This window comes from Polymorphum gilvum SL003B-26A1, from assembly GCF_000192745.1.
Taxonomy (GTDB): domain Bacteria; phylum Pseudomonadota; class Alphaproteobacteria; order Rhizobiales; family Stappiaceae; genus Polymorphum; species Polymorphum gilvum.
This window is the reverse complement of the sequence record NC_015259.1, coordinates 2,312,378-2,330,664: the sequence shown is the minus strand read 5'-3', so window position 1 is coordinate 2,330,664 and position 18,287 is coordinate 2,312,378. Positions and strand designations below refer to the sequence as shown.

At 68.5% G+C, this 18,287-nt stretch carries 20 protein-coding genes; 3 read left to right on the top strand and 17 right to left on the bottom strand.

The window, feature by feature from the left end; genetic code table 11:
* The first annotated feature begins 43 nt into the window (after positions 1-43).
* Positions 44-1,459, top strand: coding sequence for a methylenetetrahydrofolate--tRNA-(uracil(54)-C(5))-methyltransferase (FADH(2)-oxidizing) TrmFO (gene trmFO / locus SL003B_RS11175; protein WP_041375497.1), 1,416 nt, complete (start codon positions 44-46; stop codon positions 1,457-1,459).
* Between the two features lie 12 nt (positions 1,460-1,471).
* Here trmFO and SL003B_RS11170 read toward each other — a convergent pair whose 3' ends face one another.
* The 5 genes from SL003B_RS11170 to yajC form a co-directional block, all read right to left on the bottom strand.
* Positions 1,472-2,329 (bottom strand): phytoene/squalene synthase family protein, encoded by an 858-nt coding sequence (locus tag SL003B_RS11170; RefSeq protein ID WP_013652950.1) that lies wholly within the window; start codon positions 2,327-2,329, stop codon positions 1,472-1,474.
* 27 nt (positions 2,330-2,356) lie between these two features.
* Positions 2,357-2,734, bottom strand: a complete 378-nt coding sequence (locus SL003B_RS11165; RefSeq protein ID WP_013652949.1) for an Mth938-like domain-containing protein — start codon at positions 2,732-2,734, stop codon at positions 2,357-2,359.
* A 16-nt stretch (positions 2,735-2,750) separates the two neighbouring features.
* Entirely contained in the window at positions 2,751-3,707 is a 957-nt protein-coding gene (secF, locus tag SL003B_RS11160) for a protein translocase subunit SecF (protein WP_013652948.1), read from the bottom strand.
* 18 nt (positions 3,708-3,725) lie between these two features.
* Positions 3,726-5,336, bottom strand: a complete 1,611-nt coding sequence (gene secD, locus SL003B_RS11155; protein ID WP_013652947.1) for a protein translocase subunit SecD — start codon at positions 5,334-5,336, stop codon at positions 3,726-3,728.
* Positions 5,337-5,414: 78 nt separating this feature from the next.
* Entirely contained in the window at positions 5,415-5,747 is a 333-nt protein-coding gene (yajC, locus tag SL003B_RS11150) for a preprotein translocase subunit YajC (RefSeq protein ID WP_013652946.1), read from the bottom strand.
* Between the two features lie 253 nt (positions 5,748-6,000).
* Here yajC and SL003B_RS11145 point away from each other — a divergent pair, with 253 nt between their 5' ends.
* Positions 6,001-6,873, top strand: a complete 873-nt coding sequence (locus SL003B_RS11145) for an ATP-binding protein (protein WP_013652945.1) — start codon at positions 6,001-6,003, stop codon at positions 6,871-6,873.
* A 4-nt stretch (positions 6,874-6,877) separates the two neighbouring features.
* Here SL003B_RS11145 and SL003B_RS11140 read toward each other — a convergent pair whose 3' ends face one another.
* From SL003B_RS11140 to nagZ, 11 genes are all read right to left on the bottom strand, one after another.
* Entirely contained in the window at positions 6,878-8,158 is a 1,281-nt protein-coding gene (locus SL003B_RS11140) for a M23 family metallopeptidase (RefSeq protein WP_013652944.1), read from the bottom strand.
* Between the two features lie 111 nt (positions 8,159-8,269).
* Complete coding sequence (locus tag SL003B_RS11135) at positions 8,270-8,950, bottom strand: protein-L-isoaspartate(D-aspartate) O-methyltransferase (protein ID WP_013652943.1); 681 nt, start codon at positions 8,948-8,950, stop codon at positions 8,270-8,272.
* A gap of 40 nt (positions 8,951-8,990) precedes the next feature.
* Complete coding sequence (surE, locus tag SL003B_RS11130) at positions 8,991-9,749, bottom strand: 5'/3'-nucleotidase SurE (protein ID WP_013652942.1); 759 nt, start codon at positions 9,747-9,749, stop codon at positions 8,991-8,993.
* Between the two features lie 3 nt (positions 9,750-9,752).
* Positions 9,753-11,033, bottom strand: coding sequence for a serine--tRNA ligase (gene serS / locus SL003B_RS11125; protein ID WP_013652941.1), 1,281 nt, complete (start codon positions 11,031-11,033; stop codon positions 9,753-9,755).
* A gap of 82 nt (positions 11,034-11,115) precedes the next feature.
* A complete protein-coding gene (tatC, locus tag SL003B_RS11120) occupies positions 11,116-11,913 on the bottom strand; it encodes a twin-arginine translocase subunit TatC (protein ID WP_013652940.1) in 798 nt (265 codons plus the stop codon).
* Positions 11,910-12,347 (bottom strand): Sec-independent protein translocase protein TatB, encoded by a 438-nt coding sequence (gene tatB, locus SL003B_RS11115; protein WP_013652939.1) that lies wholly within the window; start codon positions 12,345-12,347, stop codon positions 11,910-11,912. The genes tatC and tatB overlap by 4 nt, the downstream gene beginning before the upstream one ends.
* A gap of 38 nt (positions 12,348-12,385) precedes the next feature.
* The gene (locus SL003B_RS11110) at positions 12,386-12,625 is read right to left on the bottom strand and encodes a twin-arginine translocase TatA/TatE family subunit (RefSeq protein ID WP_013652938.1); all 240 of its coding nucleotides are present in this window, start codon (positions 12,623-12,625) and stop codon (positions 12,386-12,388) included.
* A 111-nt stretch (positions 12,626-12,736) separates the two neighbouring features.
* Positions 12,737-13,870 carry an ABC transporter ATP-binding protein gene (locus tag SL003B_RS11105; protein WP_013652937.1) on the bottom strand — a complete coding sequence of 378 codons (1,134 nt, stop codon included), beginning with the start codon at positions 13,868-13,870 and terminating at the stop codon, positions 12,737-12,739.
* Positions 13,867-14,574, bottom strand: coding sequence for an SMC-Scp complex subunit ScpB (gene scpB, locus SL003B_RS11100; RefSeq protein ID WP_013652936.1), 708 nt, complete (start codon positions 14,572-14,574; stop codon positions 13,867-13,869). Before scpB ends, SL003B_RS11105 begins: the two co-directional genes overlap by 4 nt.
* A complete protein-coding gene (locus SL003B_RS11095) occupies positions 14,564-15,367 on the bottom strand; it encodes a segregation and condensation protein A (protein ID WP_013652935.1) in 804 nt (267 codons plus the stop codon). Before SL003B_RS11095 ends, scpB begins: the two co-directional genes overlap by 11 nt.
* Positions 15,368-15,369: 2 nt before the next feature.
* The gene (gene nagZ / locus SL003B_RS11090; protein ID WP_013652934.1) at positions 15,370-16,395 is read right to left on the bottom strand and encodes a beta-N-acetylhexosaminidase; all 1,026 of its coding nucleotides are present in this window, start codon (positions 16,393-16,395) and stop codon (positions 15,370-15,372) included.
* Between the two features lie 144 nt (positions 16,396-16,539).
* Between nagZ and SL003B_RS11085 the strand changes: the two genes are divergently transcribed.
* Positions 16,540-17,547: an alpha/beta hydrolase gene (locus SL003B_RS11085; protein WP_013652933.1), complete on the top strand. Its 1,008-nt coding sequence runs from the start codon at positions 16,540-16,542 to the stop codon at positions 17,545-17,547.
* A gap of 250 nt (positions 17,548-17,797) precedes the next feature.
* On the opposite strand, the gene SL003B_RS23355 is transcribed toward SL003B_RS11085, so the two are convergent.
* Entirely contained in the window at positions 17,798-18,259 is a 462-nt protein-coding gene (locus SL003B_RS23355) for a hypothetical protein (RefSeq protein WP_148259290.1), read from the bottom strand.
* Positions 18,260-18,287 lie beyond the last annotated feature (28 nt).

Here is an 18,287-nt window from a genome sequence, read left to right as displayed (position 1 = left end):
TGGACCGGGCGGCAGGACCGGACGCAGAAACCCAGGAAGAGCGATGACCCCCATACACGTGATCGGCGGCGGCCTGGCCGGATCCGAGGCAGCCTGGCAGATCGCCCGCCGCGGCATCCCTGTGGTGTTGCACGAGATGCGCCCCGTCCGCGCGACGGATGCCCACAGAACCGATGGCCTTGCCGAATTGGTGTGCTCCAACTCGTTCCGCTCCGACGACGCGGACCACAACGCGGTCGGCCTGCTGCATGCGGAACTGCGCCGGGCGGGCTCGCTGATCATGGCCAGCGGCGACGCCAACCAGGTGCCGGCCGGCAGCGCGCTCGCCGTCGACCGCGACGGCTTCTCGGCTGCCGTCACCCGCGCGCTCGAAGGCCATCCGCTGATCGAGATCCGGCGCGAGGAGATCGCCGGCCTGCCGCCCGCAGACTGGGACAGCGTCGTCGTCGCCACCGGCCCGCTGACCTCACCGGCGCTGTCGCAGGCGATCCTGGCACGCACGGGCGAGGATTCGCTCGCCTTTTTCGACGCCATCGCCCCGATCGTCCATTTCGACTCGATCGACATGGATGTCGCCTGGTTCCAGTCGCGCTACGACAAGGTCGGGCCGGGCGGCACCGGCAAGGACTACATCAACTGCCCGCTCGACAAGGCGCAGTACGAGGCCTTCATCGACGCCCTGCTGGCCGGCGACAAGACCGAGTTCCGGGACTGGGAGGCGAACACGCCCTACTTCGACGGCTGCCTGCCGATCGAGGTGATGGCCGAGCGCGGACGCGAGACCCTGCGCCATGGCCCGATGAAGCCCATGGGCCTGACCAATGCGCACAGTCCGTCTGTGAAACCTTACGCGGTGGTCCAGCTGCGCCAGGACAACGCGCTCGGCACGCTTTACAACATCGTCGGTTTCCAGACCAAGCTGAGATACGGCGCCCAGGCGGAGATCTTCCGCATGATCCCGGGGCTGGAACACGCCGAGTTCGCTCGCCTCGGCGGCCTGCACCGCAACACCTTCCTCAATTCGCCGAAGCTGCTCGACGCCACGCTGCGACTCAAGGCGGAGTCGCGGCTGCGCTTCGCCGGCCAGATCACCGGCTGCGAGGGCTACGTCGAATCGGCCGCCATCGGCTGCCTGGCCGGACTGTTCGCGGTGCAGGAGCGTCTCGGCCGACCGTTGACCCCGCCGCCGGCGACCACGGCGATGGGCGCCCTGCTCGCCCACATCACCGGCGGCCACATCGCCCGAGACCACGACGGCGGCGGCCCGCGCTCGTTCCAGCCGATGAACGTCAATTTCGGCCTGTTCCCGCCGGTCGAGGCGCCGGAGCGCAGCACTGACGGCAAGCGGTTGCGCGGCGCCGACAAGGCGCGGGCGCGCAAGCTGGCGCTTACCGCCCGCGCACGCGCCGATTTCGATGCCTGGATGACCGCGCTCGCCCTCGAGCCCGCCTCCGCCTGACGCCGACGCCGGTTAGCCCGCCAGGGCGCAGCCGGCCCGCCGCGCGGCGCGCCAGATGATCCACTGCCGGCGCAGCTGCGACAGGTCGCGCGGGGAATGCAGCGGATCGAAGCCTGGCCGCTCCATCTGCTTCAGGAACGGCTCGACCAGGCAGACCGGCAGGAAGGCCGGCGCCACCGTCGGCGAGACCCGGCCGACCAGTCCCCGCACACGGCCGAGATGATGGCGGACATGGCCGTGCAACTCGGCCAGGGCGGCCTTGAGCTCCGGTGTCGTGACGCCGCGAAACAAGCTTTCACGGTCGACCCCATGCCGATCCAGCAGATCGGCGGGCAGGTAGAGCTGCCGGCGCGCGGCATGCCAGGGCAGCGCCCGCATCAGGCCCGTCAGGGCATAGGCGACGCCGGCGTGGCCGGCCACGTCGCAGGTCCCCGGTTCCTCCCCGTCGGCCAACACGATCGCCGCCAGCTGGATCAGCGCCGAGGCGGTCTCGCCCGCATAGCCCTCCAGGTCGTTGAGCGTCGGCATCGGGTCGTCGTAGAGGTCGAATACGCGCGCGTCGATCAGGCCGATCAGCGCCTCGACCGGCAGCCGGTAGCGTTCGATCGTGCGCGCCAGTGCGGCGGCCACCGGATTCGCCGACCCGTCGCCGTGGGCGGTTCCGGCGAGGAAGTCGCGCCACCACTGCAGGCGCACCTCTCCCGGCAGCGGATCGCTGACCAGTTCGCGCACGCGCGCGATCTCCAGGTTGAAGGCATAGAGCGCCATCAGGCCCGGGCGGTGCTCGGCGGGCGCGAACAGTGCGCACAGGTAGCGGTCCCGGTCGTGGCGGTAGACGAGATCCTGCGCGTAGTCGAAATCGGAAGACATGGGAGCGCAGATAGGCCTTTTTCGCGTTCAGTCCACGGCAATCAGCGCCGCAGCCACGGCCCGGTCCTCAGACAGCAGGACATTGAAGGTACGCACGGCAGCCCCCGTGGACATTGGCTCGGCCAGCATGCCGGCGTCGCGGAACGCCGCTTTCCAGTCGGCCCGCAGCGGACGCAGGTCCCGACCCGTTCCCACCAGCAGCACTTCGATCTCGCCGGCTTCTGCCAGAACCCTCGCGAAGGCTTCGAGGTCGAGCGAATCGTAGTCGACCGCCTCCCAGCCGTGGATGCCGCTCGGCAGGCACAGGATGGATCCGCGGTGCGACATGCCGGCGAAGCGGAAACCGCCGTCGCCATAGGCGTCTACCGGCGCCCGGCCCGGAAAATGCGCCTTGCGGACCTCCATGGGCCGGCCTCCGTGCCTAGGCCGTTCCCGGCTCGGGTCCGGCATCCTTTGCGCCAGTCTCGGCATCGCCCGGTGCCGAGCCGCCGGAGCGCAGATTGAACAGGATCAGGAACGGCGCCGCCAGGAAGATCGACGAATAGGTGCCGATCACGATGCCGAAGATCATCGCCAGGGTGAACGACCGGATCACCTCGCCGCCGAAGATGTAGAGCGCGAACAGCGCCAGCAGCGTGGTCACCGAGGTCATCGTCGTGCGCGCCAGCGTCTCGTTGATCGAGCGGTCGAGCAGGTCCGGCAGCGACAGTTTCTTGTAGCGGCGCAGATTCTCGCGGATGCGGTCGTAGACCACCACCGTGTCGTTCAGCGAATAGCCGATGATGGTCAGCACCGCAGCGATGCTAGACAGGCTGAAATCGAGCTGCAGCAGCACGAAGAGGCCGACAGTGACCAGCACGTCGTTGAAGGTGGTCAGGATCGCGCCGATGGCGAACTGCCATTCGAAGCGGAACCAGATGTAGAACAGGATCGCAACCAGGGCCGCCGCGACACCGATCGAGCCGGCACGCGCCAACTCTCCCGATACGCGTGGCCCGACGATCTCGACTCGGCGGAATTCGACCTCGCCCTCGAATGCGGTGCGGATGGTGGCGATCACCGCCTGCTGGGCGAGTTCGCCGCCCTCCTGCTGTTCGACGCGGATCAGCACCTCGTCCGGCGCGCCGAACTCCTGCACCTGCACCTCGCCGAGGTTCAGCGCGCCGAGCCGCGAGCGGACCGCCCCGATGTCCGCCGGGCCGTCGGTCTTCATCTCGATCAGCGTGCCGCCCTTGAAGTCGATGCCGTAGTTCAGCCCGACCGTGAAGAACAGCGCCAGCGACGCGACGGCGACCAGCGCCGAGAACGGGAAACTGTACTTCCGCAGCCACATGAAGCGGAGTTTCGTGTTGTCCGGAATCAGTCGGAGCAAGGCCATGTCGTGAACTCTCCCGGATCAGATCGGCAGGCGCGTCGGCCGGCGGTAGCGCACCCACAGGGCGACCATCAGCCGGGTGAAGGTGAACGCCGTGAACACCGTCGTGAAGATGCCGATCGCCAGCGTGACGGCAAAGCCGCGCACCGGGCCGGACCCGAGCTGGAACAGGATCAGCGCCGCGATCAGCGTGGTGATGTTGGCGTCGAGGATCGTGCTGATCGCCCGGCTGAAGCCGGCGTCGATGGCGCTGATGGCGGAGCGCCCGGCGCGCACCTCCTCTCGGATACGCTCGAAGATCAGCACGTTGGCGTCGACCGCCATGCCGATGGTCAGCACGATGCCGGCGATGCCCGGCAGCGTCAGCGTCGCCTGCAGGAAGGTCAGCGCGCCGAAGATCAGCATGATGTTGCTCAACAGCGCGATGTCGGCGATCAGGCCGAAGCGGCCGTAGGCGAGCACCATGAACACGATCACCGCGGCCGTGCCGATCAGCGACGCGATCTTTCCGGCCTCGACCGAATCGGCGCCCAGGCCCGGACCGATGGCGCGTTCTTCCAGCACCGTCAGCTTGGCCGGCAGCGCGCCGGCGCGCAGCAGCACGGCGAGGTCGTTGGCGCCCTCGACGGTGAAGCTGCCGGAGATCTGCCCGGAGCCGCCGGTAATCGGTTCGCGGATGACCGGCGCCGAGATGACCTCGTCATCGAGCACGATGGCGAACGGCCGGCCGACGTTCTGCTGGGTGATCACGGAGAACTTGCGCGCGCCCGAGGTGTTGAAGCGGAAGTTGACCACCGGTTCGTTGGTGCGCTGGTCGAAGCTGACCTGCGCGTCGACCAGGTCCTCGCCGCCGAGCAGCGGCGATTCCTCGAGCAGGTAGGGGATCGGCGGGTCGTCAACCGAGTAGAGCACCATGGTGCCGGCCGGCGGCCGGCCCTGCAGCGCCTCCTCCCCCGACATCGACATGTCGACCATGTGGAAGGTCAGCTGCGCGGTCTGACCGATCAGGCCCTTCAGGCGCTCCGGATCCTGTTCGCCGGGAGCCTCGACCAGGATGCGGTCGCTGCCCTGACGCTGGATGCTCGGTTCGGTGGTGCCCAGTTCGTCGACGCGCCGGCGGATCACCTCGATCGCCTGCTGGACGATGGAGGTCATGCGCTGGTCGAGGCCGTCTTCGGTGAAGGCGAATCGGATCAACCCGTCCGCCGACACGGTCATCGCGAATTCGTTCACCGGCTGGCCGCCGAACAGGGACGACACCAGCGGGTTCTCCAGTTCGCGCAGGCGCCTTTCGGCATCCGACAGGCGCTCCAGGTCGCGGATGCGCACCTGCGCCGTCTCGCCCTGCACGCCGAGGCCGGTGTAGCCGATGCGCGGATCCTCGCGCAGCTTGCGTCGGATCTCGCCGACCAGCGTCGTCAGGCTCTTCTGGATGTAGTCCTGCTTGTCGACTTCATAGAGCAGATAGGCGCCGCCCTGCAGGTCGAGGCCGAGCACCATCTGGCGCTTGGGCAGCCAGTCGGGCCAGGACCGGAGCGTCTCCGCGGAGAAGAAGTTCGGCAGTGTCGAGGCGATGCCGGAGAGGATCACCAGAACGATCAGCGCGATCTTCCAACGGGCGAAATACAGCATGAGGCGGAGCCTGTCTTGAGCGTGCCCGGTCGGCCGGGGCCGGTGCGTCGGGCTGGAATGGTCGGACGGTCAGGCGCCTCAGGCGCCTTCCTTCACCGGTTCACCCTTGGACCGCACTTCCTGGATCATGCCGCGCACCATCCGCGCCTTGACGCCCTCGGCCAGTTCGACCTGGACCTCGCTGTCGTCGACGACCTTGGTCACCTTGACGATCAGGCCGCCCGTGGTCACCACCGTGTCGCCGCGACGCAGGTTGGTGACCATTTCCTGGTGCTGCTTCATGCGCTGGCGCTGGGGACGGATGATCAGGAAGTACATGATCGCGAAGATCAGCACGAACGGCAGCAGCGACATCAGGAAATCCGGACCGGCGACGCCGCCGGCCTGGGCGTATGCGGGGGTGATGAACATCGATCTCTCCTCGGAGATGGGCGTTGGACACAGGGCCCGGGCCGCGGGCTGCGGCCATGAGGGCTGTGCGCGCCTCTTTCAGGTTGCGCGGACTATAACGGCGGCGCGCCGCATTTCAAGTCGGCCGATCGCCCGCAGGCGTACCGATCCGGTCCGAAGCGGCGTTTGCGTGGTCCCGGCGACGTGCTAAGCCTTCCGCCCGGACGCCTCCCGGCGATATGGGGTCGCCGCCCCGCCCGTTGCAACCTGGACCATGACCGACCCTCGAGACCTCCATATCCTCGCCGAAAAGCTCGACACGCTGATCGCTCTTGTCGCCCGCGCCGTGCCGCCCCTGCCCGTGCCGCCGCGCTTCGAGGCCGCAGACGCCTTCGTCTGGGTGCCCCAGCCCGGCGACCTGCAGCCGGTGGCGCAGGTCAACCGGGTCGACCTGTCGCTGCTGTGCGCCGTCGCGCGCGTGCGCGACCTGCTCCTGGACAACACCCGCCGCTTCGCCGCCGGCCTGCCGGCCAACAACGCGCTGCTGTGGGGCGCGCGCGGCATGGGCAAGTCGTCTCTGGTCAAGGCCGTGCATGCCGCCGTCAATGCGGAGCCGGCGGCCCCGGCGCTCAAGCTGGTCGAGATCCACCGCGAGGACATCGAGAGCCTGCCGGCGCTGATGAGCCTGGTGAAGGGCGCGCCGCACCGCTTCCTGGTGTTCTGCGACGACCTGTCCTTCGACCACGACGACACCTCCTACAAGTCGCTCAAGGCGGTGCTGGAGGGCGGCATCGAGGGGCGGCCTGCCAACGTTCTGTTCTACGCCACGTCGAACCGCCGCCACCTGCTGCCGCGCGACATGATCGAGAACGAACGCTCGACCGCTATCAACCCGGCCGAGGCGGTCGAGGAAAAGGTGTCTCTGTCGGACCGATTCGGCCTGTGGCTCGGCTTCCACAAGTGCAGCCAGGACGACTATCTGGAGATGGTCGACGGCTATGTCCGCCACTACGGACTGGAGATCGATCCGGGGGTGCTGCGCGCCGAGGCGCTGGAATGGGCGACGACGCGCGGCAGCCGTTCGGGGCGCGTCGCCTTCCAGTTTCTCCAGGACCTCGCCGGGCGGCTCGGTCGCCGCCTCGACTGAGCGCTCAGTCCTTAGGCAGGTACTTCAACGGATCGACCGGCTTGTTGCCCTGACGCAGTTCGAAATGCACCTGCGGCTGGCTGACCGAGCCGGTGGCGCCCGCCTTGGCCACGACCTGGCCGCGCTGCACCGTGTCGCCGCGCTTGACGCTGAGCTCGCTGTTGTGGGCATAGGCCGACACCCAACCGTCCGAGTGGCGGATCAGCACCAGGTTGCCGTAGCCCTTGAGCTCGTTGCCGGCATAGATGACAGACCCGTCGCCCGCCGCCTTGACCGGCGTGCCCTCGGGCACGGCGAGGTTGATGCCGTCGTTGCGCGTGCCGCCCGGCTTGGTGCCGAAATCGGAAATGATTCGCCCGCGCACCGGCCAGCGGAACATCGGTCCGCCCGCCGCGTCGGCCGGCTCGACCGCCGCGACCTGCACGGGCCCACTGGCTGCTGCCGGCTCGACCGATGCGGTCGCCGCCGGCACGCCCGGCACGGTGCGTGTCGCGCCGTTGCCGGCCGCCCGCTGGGGCGAGAGGTCTGCCACCGGCGCAGGAGCGGCACGGACCGCGTCGCTGCGCGTGGCAGGCGACTGCACGGCGGCCACGCGGGTCGCGCTGGTCGGCTTGCGGGCCGGCACGGCGGCGGTCCTGAGGCCGGCCGGCGCCTGCTGCGGCGCGATCGAACCGGTCGCCACCGGAGCCCCGCCTGCCGGCGGCAGGCGCACGGGCTGGCTCGAGTCGGATGCCGCGACATAGGTGGGAATCACGACCGACTGGCCGGGCCGCAGCACCGTGGCGCCATCGAAGCCGTTGGCGGCAAGCACCGCCTGCTCGGGCACGCCATAGCGATGCGCCATGGTCTTGACCGTGTCGCCGTCGCGGGCCTGCACGCGCGTGCCGCCGGCTGCGCTCCAGCCGCGCCAGGAATTCTCGCCGCCTGCTGCCGTCACGGTTGCCGGGACCGGAGCCGGGGCGCTGGCCGCCTGCACCGGCGGCAGCGCCGTCGCGCTGACGTCGCGGCGCGACGGAGCGGTCACCGACCCGGTCGTGCGCGGCTGGCTGCCGGCCGGCGGCAGGGCCGCAACCGTGCCGCCGGGACCTCTGAGGATGTCGTCGTAGGTCGGCTGGCCGGTCCGACCCTGACCGAGGATGGTGCGCTGGTTGCTGGTCCCGCCGGTATAGACCGGACCGTCGGCAAACCGCTCGAGATCCGCGCTGCACCCGGCAGCAACCCCGGCCGCCGCCGCGATGGCCGCAACCTGGGAAAGCAAGGTCTTGCGGAAACTGCGCTTGCGCATGATCGTCGCCCTACTCGAACCGTTCACAAAGGCTGTCATGGTTAAGAGTAGAACTCAGTAACGTTGACAAAGCCTAAACGGCGCAGGGAATTGCCCCAGCGGAAGCAACGGTCACAAATGCAGCGCGATGCCGCTGCGCAGGGATACGAGGCGCACCTCGCACAGCGTCTCGCGGCGCTCGCCCGTCTCGTCGCGCAGCAGGCGGACAAGAGCTTGCGGCGCCCCCGCCGGACCGAGCGGCAGCACGATGCGGCCGCCGGGGGCAAGCTGCGCGCGCAGGGCCTCGGGAACCTCCGCGACCGCGCCGGTGACGATAATGCGGTCGAACGGTGCTCGCTCCTTCAGGCCGAGCAGGCCGTCGGCGTGCTGGATCTCGGCATTGCCGATTCGCAGCGCCGCCAGGCGCTGGCGCGCCAGCGTCACCAGGCTCGCATAGCGGTCGACGCTGTAGACCTGACGGGCGAGATGCGTGAGCACGGCAGTCTGGTAGCCCGACCCGGTGCCGACCTCTAGCACCGTGCTGTCCGGCTGCACGTCGAGCGCCTCGACCATCGCCGCCACCAGCGACGGCGCCGAGACGACCTGGCCGCATTCGATCGGCAGCAGCGAATCCTCGTAGGCGAGCTTGTGGTGGGCGGCGGCGAGGAACAGGCGACGCGGCACGCGCTCGATCGCCGACAGCACGCGCCGGTCGCTGATGCCGCGCCGGCGCAGGCCGAGCACCAGCGCCGCGCGCGCCTCGATCTCGTCGCGCGACACGGTCGGGATCGTGTCGCTGTCCCCGTCCGCCATCGCCCGCCTCCCGCCGTTCAGGGATCTTGCGATCCCGGGCTCAGTCCAGCTTTTCCTGCAGCAGGCCGACCAGGTCGTGTGCCGTCAGGTCGAGGCGCAGCGGCGTCACCGAGATGTGTCCGGCTTCGACCGCATTGAGGTCGCTGTTGCCGACAGGATCGTGCGAGCGCGCCTGGAAGGCCAGCCAGAAATATGGATAGCCGCGCCCGTCGCGCCGTTCGTCGATGATCAGTCCTGCCTGCTGGTGATGGCCCTGCACCGTCACCTTCACGCCGGCGACCTCCTCGGCCCGGCAGGCCGGGAAGTTGATGTTGAGCAGCGTGTAGCGCGGCAGGTCGAACTCCATCAGCCGGCGGAACAGCGCCGGGCCATGGGTTTCTGCCGGACCGTAGTCCGGCTCCGTGTCGCGGGCGAAGCTGTAGGCCTGCGAGATGGCGAACGACGGGATGCCGAGAATGGCGCCTTCCATCGCGCCGGCGACGGTGCCCGAATAGGTCACGTCGTCGGCCATGTTCTGGCCCTTGTTGATGCCCGACAGGATCAGGTCCGGCGGCTCGGGCAGGACCTTGCGCACGCCCATGATGACGCAGTCGGTCGGCGTGCCGCGCAGGGCGAAATGGCGCTCCGACACCCGCCGCAGACGCAACGGGTCGCTCAGCGTCAGCGAATGGGCGACGCCGCTCTGGTCGGTTTCCGGGGCAACGACCCACACGTCGTCGGACAGGGTTCTGGCGATGCGCTCCAGCGCGTGCAGGCCCGGCGAATGGATGCCGTCGTCGTTGGTGATCAGGATGCGCATGGGTCAGCCGATCCGCTCGATGCCGTTCATGTAGGGACGCAATGCCTCCGGCACGGTCACCGACCCGTCGGCGTTCTGGTAGTTCTCCATGACCGCGATCATGGCGCGGCCGACGGCGACGCCCGAGCCGTTCAGCGTGTGGACATGGCGCAGCGCCTTGCCGTCGGTCAGCCGGTAGCGGGCGTTCATCCGCCGTGCCTGGAAGTCGCCGCACACCGAGCAGGACGAGATCTCGCGATAGGCGTTCTGGCCCGGCAGCCAGACCTCGATGTCGTAGGTCTTCTGCGAGGCGAAGCCCATGTCGCCGGTGCACAGCGTCACCACGCGGTAATGCAGGCCGAGCTTCTGCAGCACCGTTTCGGCGCAGCCGAGCATGCGCTCCAGTTCGGACAGCGAGTCCTCGGGCCTGGTCACCGACACCAGCTCGCACTTGACGAACTGGTGCTGGCGCAGCATGCCGCGCACGTCGCGCCCGGCCGAGCCGGCCTCGGAGCGGAAGCAGTGGGTCAGCGCGGAGACGCGCAGCGGCAGGTCGCCCTCGCCCAGGATCTCGCCGGCGACCATGTTGGTCAGCGGCACCTCGGCGGTCGGCACCAGGTAATGGTCGGAGGAGGTCTTGAACAGGTCCTCCTCGAACTTCGGCAGCTGCGAGGTGCCGTAGAGCGCGTCCGCGCGCACCAGCAGCGGCGGCGCCACCTCCGTGTAGCCGTGTTCGCCGGTGTGCAGGTCGAGCATGAACTGGCCGAGCGCCCGTTCGAGCCGGGCGAGCTGGCCCTTCAGCAGCACGAAGCGCGAGCCCGACAGCTTGGCCGCGGTGGCGAAGTCCATGTCCGCCTCGGCGGCGGCCAGCTCGAAATGCTCCTTCGGGGCATGATCGAAGTCGAACGCCAGCTTCTCGCCCCAGACGTGATGCACCACGTTGCCGGTCTCGTCGGCCCCGTCCGGCACCTCGTCGAGCGGCAGGTTGGGAATCACCGCGAGCGCGGCGTCGACCGCGGCAACCAGCCGGCGTTCCTCCTCCTCGCCCTGCTGGATGAACGACTTGATCTTGGCGACCTCGTCGATCAGCGCCTGCGCGGCCGCTTCGTCTCCGGAAGCCTTGGCCTTGCCGACCTCCTTGGAGGCGGCGTTGCGGCGCTCCTGCGCCTCCTGCAGGCGGGCAATGTGGGCGCGGCGCGCGTCGTCGAGCGAAAGCAGCCGCTCGGCGGCCGACTCGTGTCCGCGGCGGGCGAGCGCCCGGTCGAAGGCATCGGCGTTGTCCCTGATCCACTTGATATCGAACATCTGGTTTCCCGGAAGGCGGTGGTGGAGGCACGGCATCGACCGCCGGCGGCCAGCCGGGACGCACGCGCGGAAACCGGCTCGCTCAGGCCTCCGCTTCGGCCTCCGCTTCCCGCTCCCGCTCGGCGCGCTTGCGCTCGATCAGTCTTACCGAAACGATGGAGACTTCGTAGAGAAGCAGGGTCGGCAGCGCAAGACCGATCTGGCTGATCGGATCGGGCGGCGTCAGGACGGCGGCGGCGACGAAAGCGACGACGATCGCGTACTTGCGCTTCTCCTTCAGCGTCTGGGACGACACCAGTCCCGCGCGGCCGAGCAGGGTCAGCACCACGGGCAGCTGGAAGACGAGGCCGAAGGCGAAGATCAGGATCATGATCAGACCGAGGTACTCGCTCACCTTGGCCAGGTGGTGGATCGCCACCTTGCCCTCGCCGCCGGCCTGCTCCATCGACAGGAAGAAGGCCATCGCCATCGGCATGACCAGGAAATAGACCAGGCAGGCGCCGATCAGGAACAGGATCGGGGTCGCGACCAGGAACGGCAGGAAGGCGCCGCGCTCGTTCTTGTAGAGCCCCGGCGCGACGAACATGTAGACCTGCGAGGCAATGATCGGGAAGGCCAGGAACAGGGCCCCGAACAGCGCCAGCTTCAGCTGGGTGAAGAACCATTCCTGCGGCGCGGTGAAGATCATCTCCACCGTCCGGGTGTCGCCGGCGGCGCGCAGGTACGGCAGGGTCAGGATGTTGTAGATGTCGGAGGCGAAGTAGAAGCAGACCACGAACATGATCGCGACCGCGATCACCGACTTCAGCAGCCGCTGGCGCAGTTCGATCAGGTGCTCGATCAGCGGCGCCTTCGAGGCGTCAATGTCTTCCTGGCTCATGCCTTGGTCTCTTCAGCGGAAGACGGGGCGCCGGATGGGGCCGCTGCCGGGGCCGCTGCCGGGGCCGCCGGAAAAGTGGCCGGCGCCGCTGTCGTGTCCGCCGGATCGCTCTGCGCCGCCTTGGTCTCGCCCGCCTCCGCCGGTGGCGGCGGCGCCGGCTTGGCCGGATCCGCGGCGATCGATTTCTTCAGGTCGCCGAGCGGATCGAAATTGGCAGCCGCCTCGACCTTCTTGCGCATGTCGGCGAGATCGACCTCGCGCTCCGCCTCGCGGATGGCGTCGTTGAACGTCGACTGGAACTCGCGCGCCATGCGCCGCACCTTGCCCATGGTCTGGCCGAACGTCCGCAGCATGCGCGGCAGGTCTTTCGGACCGACCACGATGATCGCCACGCAGGCGACCACGAGCAACTCAGTCCATCCGATATCGAACATGGAAATCCGCCATGTCTAGCGAGAACGCGGGGCGGGTTTCAGCTCGCCTTGGACTGGTCTTCGGTCTTCTGGGCCGAAACGGTGTCCGCCGGCTTGTGATCGATCGTCTTCGGAGACTGGGACTGGGACGCGTCGGCCGTGTCGTCCTCGGCCATGCCCTTCTTGAAGCTCTTGATGCCCTTGGCGACGTCACCCATCAGATCGGAGATCTTGCCGCGCCCAAACAGCAGAATGACGATCACGGCGATGATCAGGATCTGCCAGAAACTAATGCCCATTACGCCAAACTCCCACTCGTCCGGCCTGTCCCGCCGGCGCGCCACTATCGCAAAAACCCCAGAGGGCCGCAACCGAACCCACTTGCATCTGGGGATGCCTCGCGTCCCCTTCTAGTCCGCCGTCGGCGATTTGGCAAAGATTAGTACGTCGCGCGGATCGAGGCCGACGCCGACGTCCATGCCGACAGCGAATCGCTCGCCGTCGCGCACCCGCACCTGCAGCGGTCGCTCCAGCCCGTCCACCGCCACCGTCAGCAGGTCGACGACGCCGATGAAGCGGCGGGAGAGGATGCGTCCGGCCCGGCCGCAGCCGCCGGGGTCGAGCACGACGCCCTGCGGGCGCACGCAGACGTCGACGCGCTGGCCCGCTGAAAAGCGGCGGTCGTCGAGCCGGCCGAGCGCGCAGTCGACCGCCGCGCCGGTGCCGACGCCGTCGATCTGGTTGATCTCGGAAAAGAACCGCGCCGCGAAGACGTCCGCCGGCCTACGGTAGAGATCCTCGGCGGTGCCGTGCTGGACCAGTCGGCCGGCGCGCATCAGGGCGATCTTGTCACCCATGCGCATCGCCTCTTCCGGATCGTGGGTGACGATGATGCAGGTCGCCCGGGTCTCGCGCAGGATCGCCAACGTTTCCTCGCGCACGTCGTCGCGCAGGCGCCGGTCAAGGCCGGAAAACGGTTCGTCCATCAGCAGCACGCCGGGCCGCGGCGCGATCGCGCGCGCCAGCGCCACGCGCTGCTGCTCGCCGCCCGACAGCGAATGCGGATAGTCGTCGGCATAGGCCGCCAGCCCGACGCGGGCGAGCATCTGGTCTGCGACCGTCAGCGCCTGGGAGCGCGCCAGCCTGGTCAGCCCGAACATGACGTTCTCGCGGTTGGTCAGGTGCGGGAACAGGGCGTAGTCCTGGAACATCAGCCCGACGCCGCGTCGCTCCGGCGCGACGAAGCACGACGGTCCGGCGACCTCCTCGTCGTTGATCAGCACGCGGCCCGCGGACTGCACCTCGACGCCGGCAGCGATGCGCATCAGGGTCGTCTTGCCGCAGCCCGAGTGGCCGAGCAGGCACAGGATCTCGCCCGGCTCGATCCTCAGCGACAGGTCGTGCACCGTCGGCAGGTCGCCATAGGCGTGGGAGACATGCTCGAACGCCAGCCCGGCGGCAATGGTGGCGCCGGCGGTGCCGCGCGTGCCCCAGCGCCGAGCGTCGGCGCCCTGCGCTGAAACGGAGGTCTTGGCTGCGCTCATGCGTCCTCTTCCGCCATTCCGTCGTCCCGGCCGTCGTCCCGGCCGTCGTCCCGACCATCCTCCCGGCCGGCTTCCGCCGCGTCGAACAGTTCGTCCTCGTCGAGCGGATCCTCGTCATCGCGCAGGACCGCGCTGTCGTTCGGCGCCGGCACGCTGAACGACGCCGGTACCGCGCTGTCGAGCAGCCCGGCGCCCTTCAGTTCCTCCAGCCCCGGCAGGTCCGTGATCGCCTCCAGGGCGAAATGCTCCAGGAAGCCGTCGGTGGTGCCGTAGGTGACCGGGCGTCCCGGCGACCGGCGCCGCCCGCGCATGCGCACCCAGCCGGTCTCCAGCAGCACGTCGAGCGTGCCCTTGGAGGTCGACACGCCGCGGATCTCCTCGACCTCGGCGCGCGTCACCGGCTGGTGATAGGCGATGATGGCGAGCGTTTCCAGCGCCGCGCGCGACAGCTTGCGCTGCTCGACCGTCTCGCGCCGCATCAGGTAGGCCAGGTCCTCGGCCGTGCGGAAGGCCCATTTGCCGGCGACCCGCACCAGGTTGACGCCGCGTGGCGCGTAGAGCCGCTGCAGCGCCTCGATCAGCGCCGGCACGTCCGTGCCCTCCGGCAGGCGCGCCCCCAGCTCCTCGGTGCTCAGCGGCTCGGCCGAGGCGAACAGCAGCGCCTCGACCATGCGCAGGCCGGCAAGGTCGATGTCAGCGTCCATCGCTGTCTCCGCTCGGCCGGCGCCGCACATAGACGGGCGAGAAGGGTTCGGACTGACGCACTTCGATCTGTCCCTCGCGGACCATCTCCAGACTGGCCGAGAAGGTGCTGGCGATCACCGTCGCCCGGTCCGCCTCGTCGGCCAGATAGTCTTTAAGGAAACCGGTGATCGGCGTCCATTCCGCGATGCTGCCGACCAGCCGCGTCAGCAGTTCGCGCGCCTCCTGCAGCGACCACACCGTGCGCCGGCGCACCCGCACCGAGGTCACCGACTGGCGCTGGCGCTGCGCCGCATAGGCGGTCAGCAGGTCGTAGATGGTCGCCTCCCAGACGCTGGTGCGCGTCACCGAGGTGGTCTCCGGCGCGCCGCGCGCGAAGATGTCGCGCCCCAGCCGGCTGCGGTCCATCAGCCGCGCCGCGGCGGTGCGCATCGCCTCCAGCCGCTGCAGGCGGAAGGCGAGTGCCGCGGCCAGTTCCTCGCCGGTCGGCTCGTCCTCGTCCTTCTGCTCGGGGATCAGCAGGCGCGACTTCAGGTAGGCGAGCCAGGCCGCCATGACCAGGTAGTCGGCGGCCAGTTCCAGCCTGAGCCGGCGCGCCTCGGCGACGAAGGCGAGATACTGCTCGACCAGCGCCAGGATCGAGATCCGCGTCAGGTCGACCTTCTGCCCACGCGCCAGCGTCAAAAGCAGGTCGAGCGGCCCCTCGAAGCCGTCGACGTCGACGACCAGCAGCGGATCGGTGCTGGCACGGTCCTCGCGCCCGCCACTGTCGAGGAAGTCCGCCTGCTCGGCCATGCTCACGCCTCCCCCCCGGGAGCCGACAGCAGCGCGTCGAGTTCGGCGCGCGCCGCCGCCCGATCGAAGCCGGCGACCGGGTCGCTGCGCCGCGCCAGTGCCGCCTCGCAGCGCGCGCGCGCCGCGCCTGTGAGCACCGGCGCCGCCTCCGCCACCGCCGCCATCTCGGCGAGGTCGCCGTTGCAGTGCAGCACCAGGTCGCAGCCGGCGGAAAACGCCAGCGCGGCCCGCTCGGCGATGCTACCGCCGAGCGCCTGCATGGAAATGTCGTCGCTCATCAGGCAGCCGGAAAACCCGGCCGCGCCGCGGATCAGCCCGCCGATCACCGCCTTCGACTGGGTCGCCGGGTGGTCCGGGTCGATTGCCTCGTAGAGCAGATGCGCGGTCATCGCCAGCGGCAGGTCGGCGAGCGCGCGGAACGGCGCGAGGTCGACCGCCTCGATCTCGGCGCGCGCAGCGTCCACGCGCGGCAGGACGAGATGGCTGTCGACGCGGGCGCGGCCATGGCCGGGAATGTGCTTCATCACCGGCAGCACCCCGCCCGCCATCAGCCCGTCGCAGGTCGCCCGCCCGAGTGCGGCCACTGCAGCCGGATCGGGCGAATAGGCCCGGTCGCCGATGGCATCGACCGTCTCCGGCCGGCCGACGTCGAGCAGCGGCAGGCAGTCGACCGTGATGCCCAGGTCATGGAGGTCGTCGGCGATCAGTCGCGCGCCCAGGAAGGCGGCGCGCAGGCCCGCCCGCGGGTCGCGCGCGTGCAGCGTGCCGAAGCGGCCAGGCGGCGGGTAGTCCGGCCAGTGCGGCGGCTTGAGCCGCTGCACGCGCCCGCCCTCCTGGTCGATCAGCACCGGCGCGTTGCCGCGCCCGACGGCTCCTCGGAAGGCGCGCACCAGCGCGCGCACCTGGTCGGGATCGACGCAGTTGCGGCGGAACAGGATCAGGCCCCAGGGCTTTTCGGCGGCGAAGAACGCCGCCTCCTCGTCGCTGAGGAGCGCTCCCGCGCAGCCGCTGATGAACGCCTTGGTCATGGAACGCCCTTAGGTCATGGCGCCTGACCGGTCAAGCGTGCGCACGCCATCGGTCCCGCTTTCCCGTGCCTCCTGCCAACGGCGGGTTTGCGCGTCGCGCCGGCCTGACCCATAAAGGACGTCCGACCCAACCCGGAGTCCGCCATGCGCAAGCGCCCCGACCTGCCCGCCGGCAGCCTGCACGGCCTCGTTCTCGACAGCGCCCTGCTCGGCGACAACCTGCTCGGCGACCCGACCCGGCGCGAGACGCTGGTCTACGTCCCCGCCGGCCACGACGGCGCCGGCCTGCCGCTGCTGGTCGACCTCGCCGGCTTCACCGGTTCCGGTCTCAAGCATGCCGCCTGGCAGAATTTCGGCGAGAACCTGCCCGAGCGGCTCGACCGGCTGATCGGCGAGGGCGCGATGCCGCCGGCGGTCGTCGCCATGCCCGACTGCTTCACGCGCCTGGGCGGCAACCAGTATGTCGATTCCGCCGCCATGGGCCCGTGGACGCGCTATCTGGCCGACGAGCTGGTGCCGGCGATCGAGGCGCGCTTCGGCTGCGGCGGCAGCGGCCGGCGCGGCCTGTTCGGCAAGTCGTCGGGCGGCTACGGCGCGCTGGTCAACGCGATGCTGCGCCCCGAGGTCTGGGCCGCCGCCGCCTGCCTGTCCGGCGACATGGCCTTCGACCTGTGCTACCTGCCCGACATGCCCGGCGCCCTGCGCGCCCTCACCCGCAAGGACGGCTCGATCGAGCGCTTCGTCACCGACTTCGAGGCCGGCCCGAAATACCCCGGCGGCGACATGCACGCGCTGATGACGCTCGCCATGGCCGCCACCTACGATCCCGACCCGTCCGCCTTCTGCGGCATCCGCCTGCCGGTCGATCCCGAAACCTGCGAGCTCCTGCCCGAGCGCTGGGAGGCCTGGCTCGCCTGGGATCCGCTCACGCTCGCCCCGTCGCGCCTTGGCGCGCTTTCCGGGCTGAAGCTGCTGTGGCTCGAATGCGGTCGCGCCGACCAATACAACCTGCTCTACGGCGCCCGCCGCCTGCACCGGCTGCTCGACGGCAGGGGCGTCCGCCACGTCTACGAGGAATTCGACGACAGCCATTCCTCGCTCGACTACCGCCTCGACCGCAGCCTCCCCGCCCTCGCCCGCGCCCTCGCCTGACCGCCTCGCCACACCCTCGCAGGTCACACCGGGCGAGCGCAGCGAGACCCGGGACCTACTCGCTGCCAGAGCGCTGGCTGCAGGGCTCGCCCCACACAGGTTCGCCCCTATAGCAAGAAGTAGTCACGAAGAAGTGTTCGCTATCACCTTAAAACAATAAGCAGAATTAGCTGTAACTCTACAACTAAATTTAAATAAGAAATTACCAATACTATTAACTATAAATAATTAATGATCAATAATATTTGATTTATAAATTTTCTATATATTCACAATGATCCATGAGTTGGTGGTAAATATTATGAAGCTCTTCGTGTAATTTCCCAAAAAGATCACGAAGGCTATTATTTTGTGAATATTTATCTTTTAAAAAATTTTCCGCATCAGGATGGGGAATTATATTGTCGTTCTCATCCCTGCTCCACATCTGATGAACCGCAACGTTTCTTCGATTAGAGACGTAACCGAGCTTTTCGACGACTTCTATTATTTCTTGCTTTCTTTCGCCATCAATCCAATCACAAGATTCTAATGAAGAGATTGCTAACTCTCTCTGCAAATAATCTTGCCGTATCTTAAAAAATATTCGCCTTGCTGCCTCGTCTGTAAAACCCGAGGTAAGCTTGAATATCAAGAAAACATTAGAATGACAGGCCGTCCAGGCGAGGGAGCAATGGCCGATTACGCGCGCAAATTCATCACTGTCTTGCATCTCTCACCCCCGCGTATCGTCACGGCCC

Excerpts from the sequence above, each read along its gene's own strand:
- trmFO (WP_041375497.1), top strand. The coding sequence starts at position 44 with ATGACCCCCATACACGTGATCGGCGGCGGCCTGGCCGGATCCGAGGCA.
- tatC (WP_013652940.1), bottom strand. The coding sequence starts at position 11,913 with ATGAGCCAGGAAGACATTGACGCCTCGAAGGCGCCGCTGATCGAGCAC.
- scpB (WP_013652936.1), bottom strand. The coding sequence starts at position 14,574 with ATGGACGCTGACATCGACCTTGCCGGCCTGCGCATGGTCGAGGCGCTG.
- SL003B_RS11165 (WP_013652949.1), bottom strand. The coding sequence starts at position 2,734 with ATGGAGGTCCGCAAGGCGCATTTTCCGGGCCGGGCGCCGGTAGACGCC.
- SL003B_RS11105 (WP_013652937.1), bottom strand. The coding sequence starts at position 13,870 with ATGAGCGCAGCCAAGACCTCCGTTTCAGCGCAGGGCGCCGACGCTCGG.
- surE (WP_013652942.1), bottom strand. The coding sequence starts at position 9,749 with ATGCGCATCCTGATCACCAACGACGACGGCATCCATTCGCCGGGCCTG.
- SL003B_RS11135 (WP_013652943.1), bottom strand. The coding sequence starts at position 8,950 with ATGGCGGACGGGGACAGCGACACGATCCCGACCGTGTCGCGCGACGAG.
- nagZ (WP_013652934.1), bottom strand. The coding sequence starts at position 16,395 with ATGACCAAGGCGTTCATCAGCGGCTGCGCGGGAGCGCTCCTCAGCGAC.
- SL003B_RS11170 (WP_013652950.1), bottom strand. The coding sequence starts at position 2,329 with ATGTCTTCCGATTTCGACTACGCGCAGGATCTCGTCTACCGCCACGAC.
- SL003B_RS11095 (WP_013652935.1), bottom strand. The coding sequence starts at position 15,367 with ATGGCCGAGCAGGCGGACTTCCTCGACAGTGGCGGGCGCGAGGACCGT.
- SL003B_RS11145 (WP_013652945.1), top strand. The coding sequence starts at position 6,001 with ATGACCGACCCTCGAGACCTCCATATCCTCGCCGAAAAGCTCGACACG.
- SL003B_RS11140 (WP_013652944.1), bottom strand. The coding sequence starts at position 8,158 with ATGCGCAAGCGCAGTTTCCGCAAGACCTTGCTTTCCCAGGTTGCGGCC.
- SL003B_RS11085 (WP_013652933.1), top strand. The coding sequence starts at position 16,540 with ATGCGCAAGCGCCCCGACCTGCCCGCCGGCAGCCTGCACGGCCTCGTT.
- serS (WP_013652941.1), bottom strand. The coding sequence starts at position 11,033 with ATGTTCGATATCAAGTGGATCAGGGACAACGCCGATGCCTTCGACCGG.
- SL003B_RS11110 (WP_013652938.1), bottom strand. The coding sequence starts at position 12,625 with ATGGGCATTAGTTTCTGGCAGATCCTGATCATCGCCGTGATCGTCATT.
- tatB (WP_013652939.1), bottom strand. The coding sequence starts at position 12,347 with ATGTTCGATATCGGATGGACTGAGTTGCTCGTGGTCGCCTGCGTGGCG.
- secD (WP_013652947.1), bottom strand. The coding sequence starts at position 5,336 with ATGCTGTATTTCGCCCGTTGGAAGATCGCGCTGATCGTTCTGGTGATC.
- yajC (WP_013652946.1), bottom strand. The coding sequence starts at position 5,747 with ATGTTCATCACCCCCGCATACGCCCAGGCCGGCGGCGTCGCCGGTCCG.
- SL003B_RS23355 (WP_148259290.1), bottom strand. The coding sequence starts at position 18,259 with ATGCAAGACAGTGATGAATTTGCGCGCGTAATCGGCCATTGCTCCCTC.
- secF (WP_013652948.1), bottom strand. The coding sequence starts at position 3,707 with ATGGCCTTGCTCCGACTGATTCCGGACAACACGAAACTCCGCTTCATG.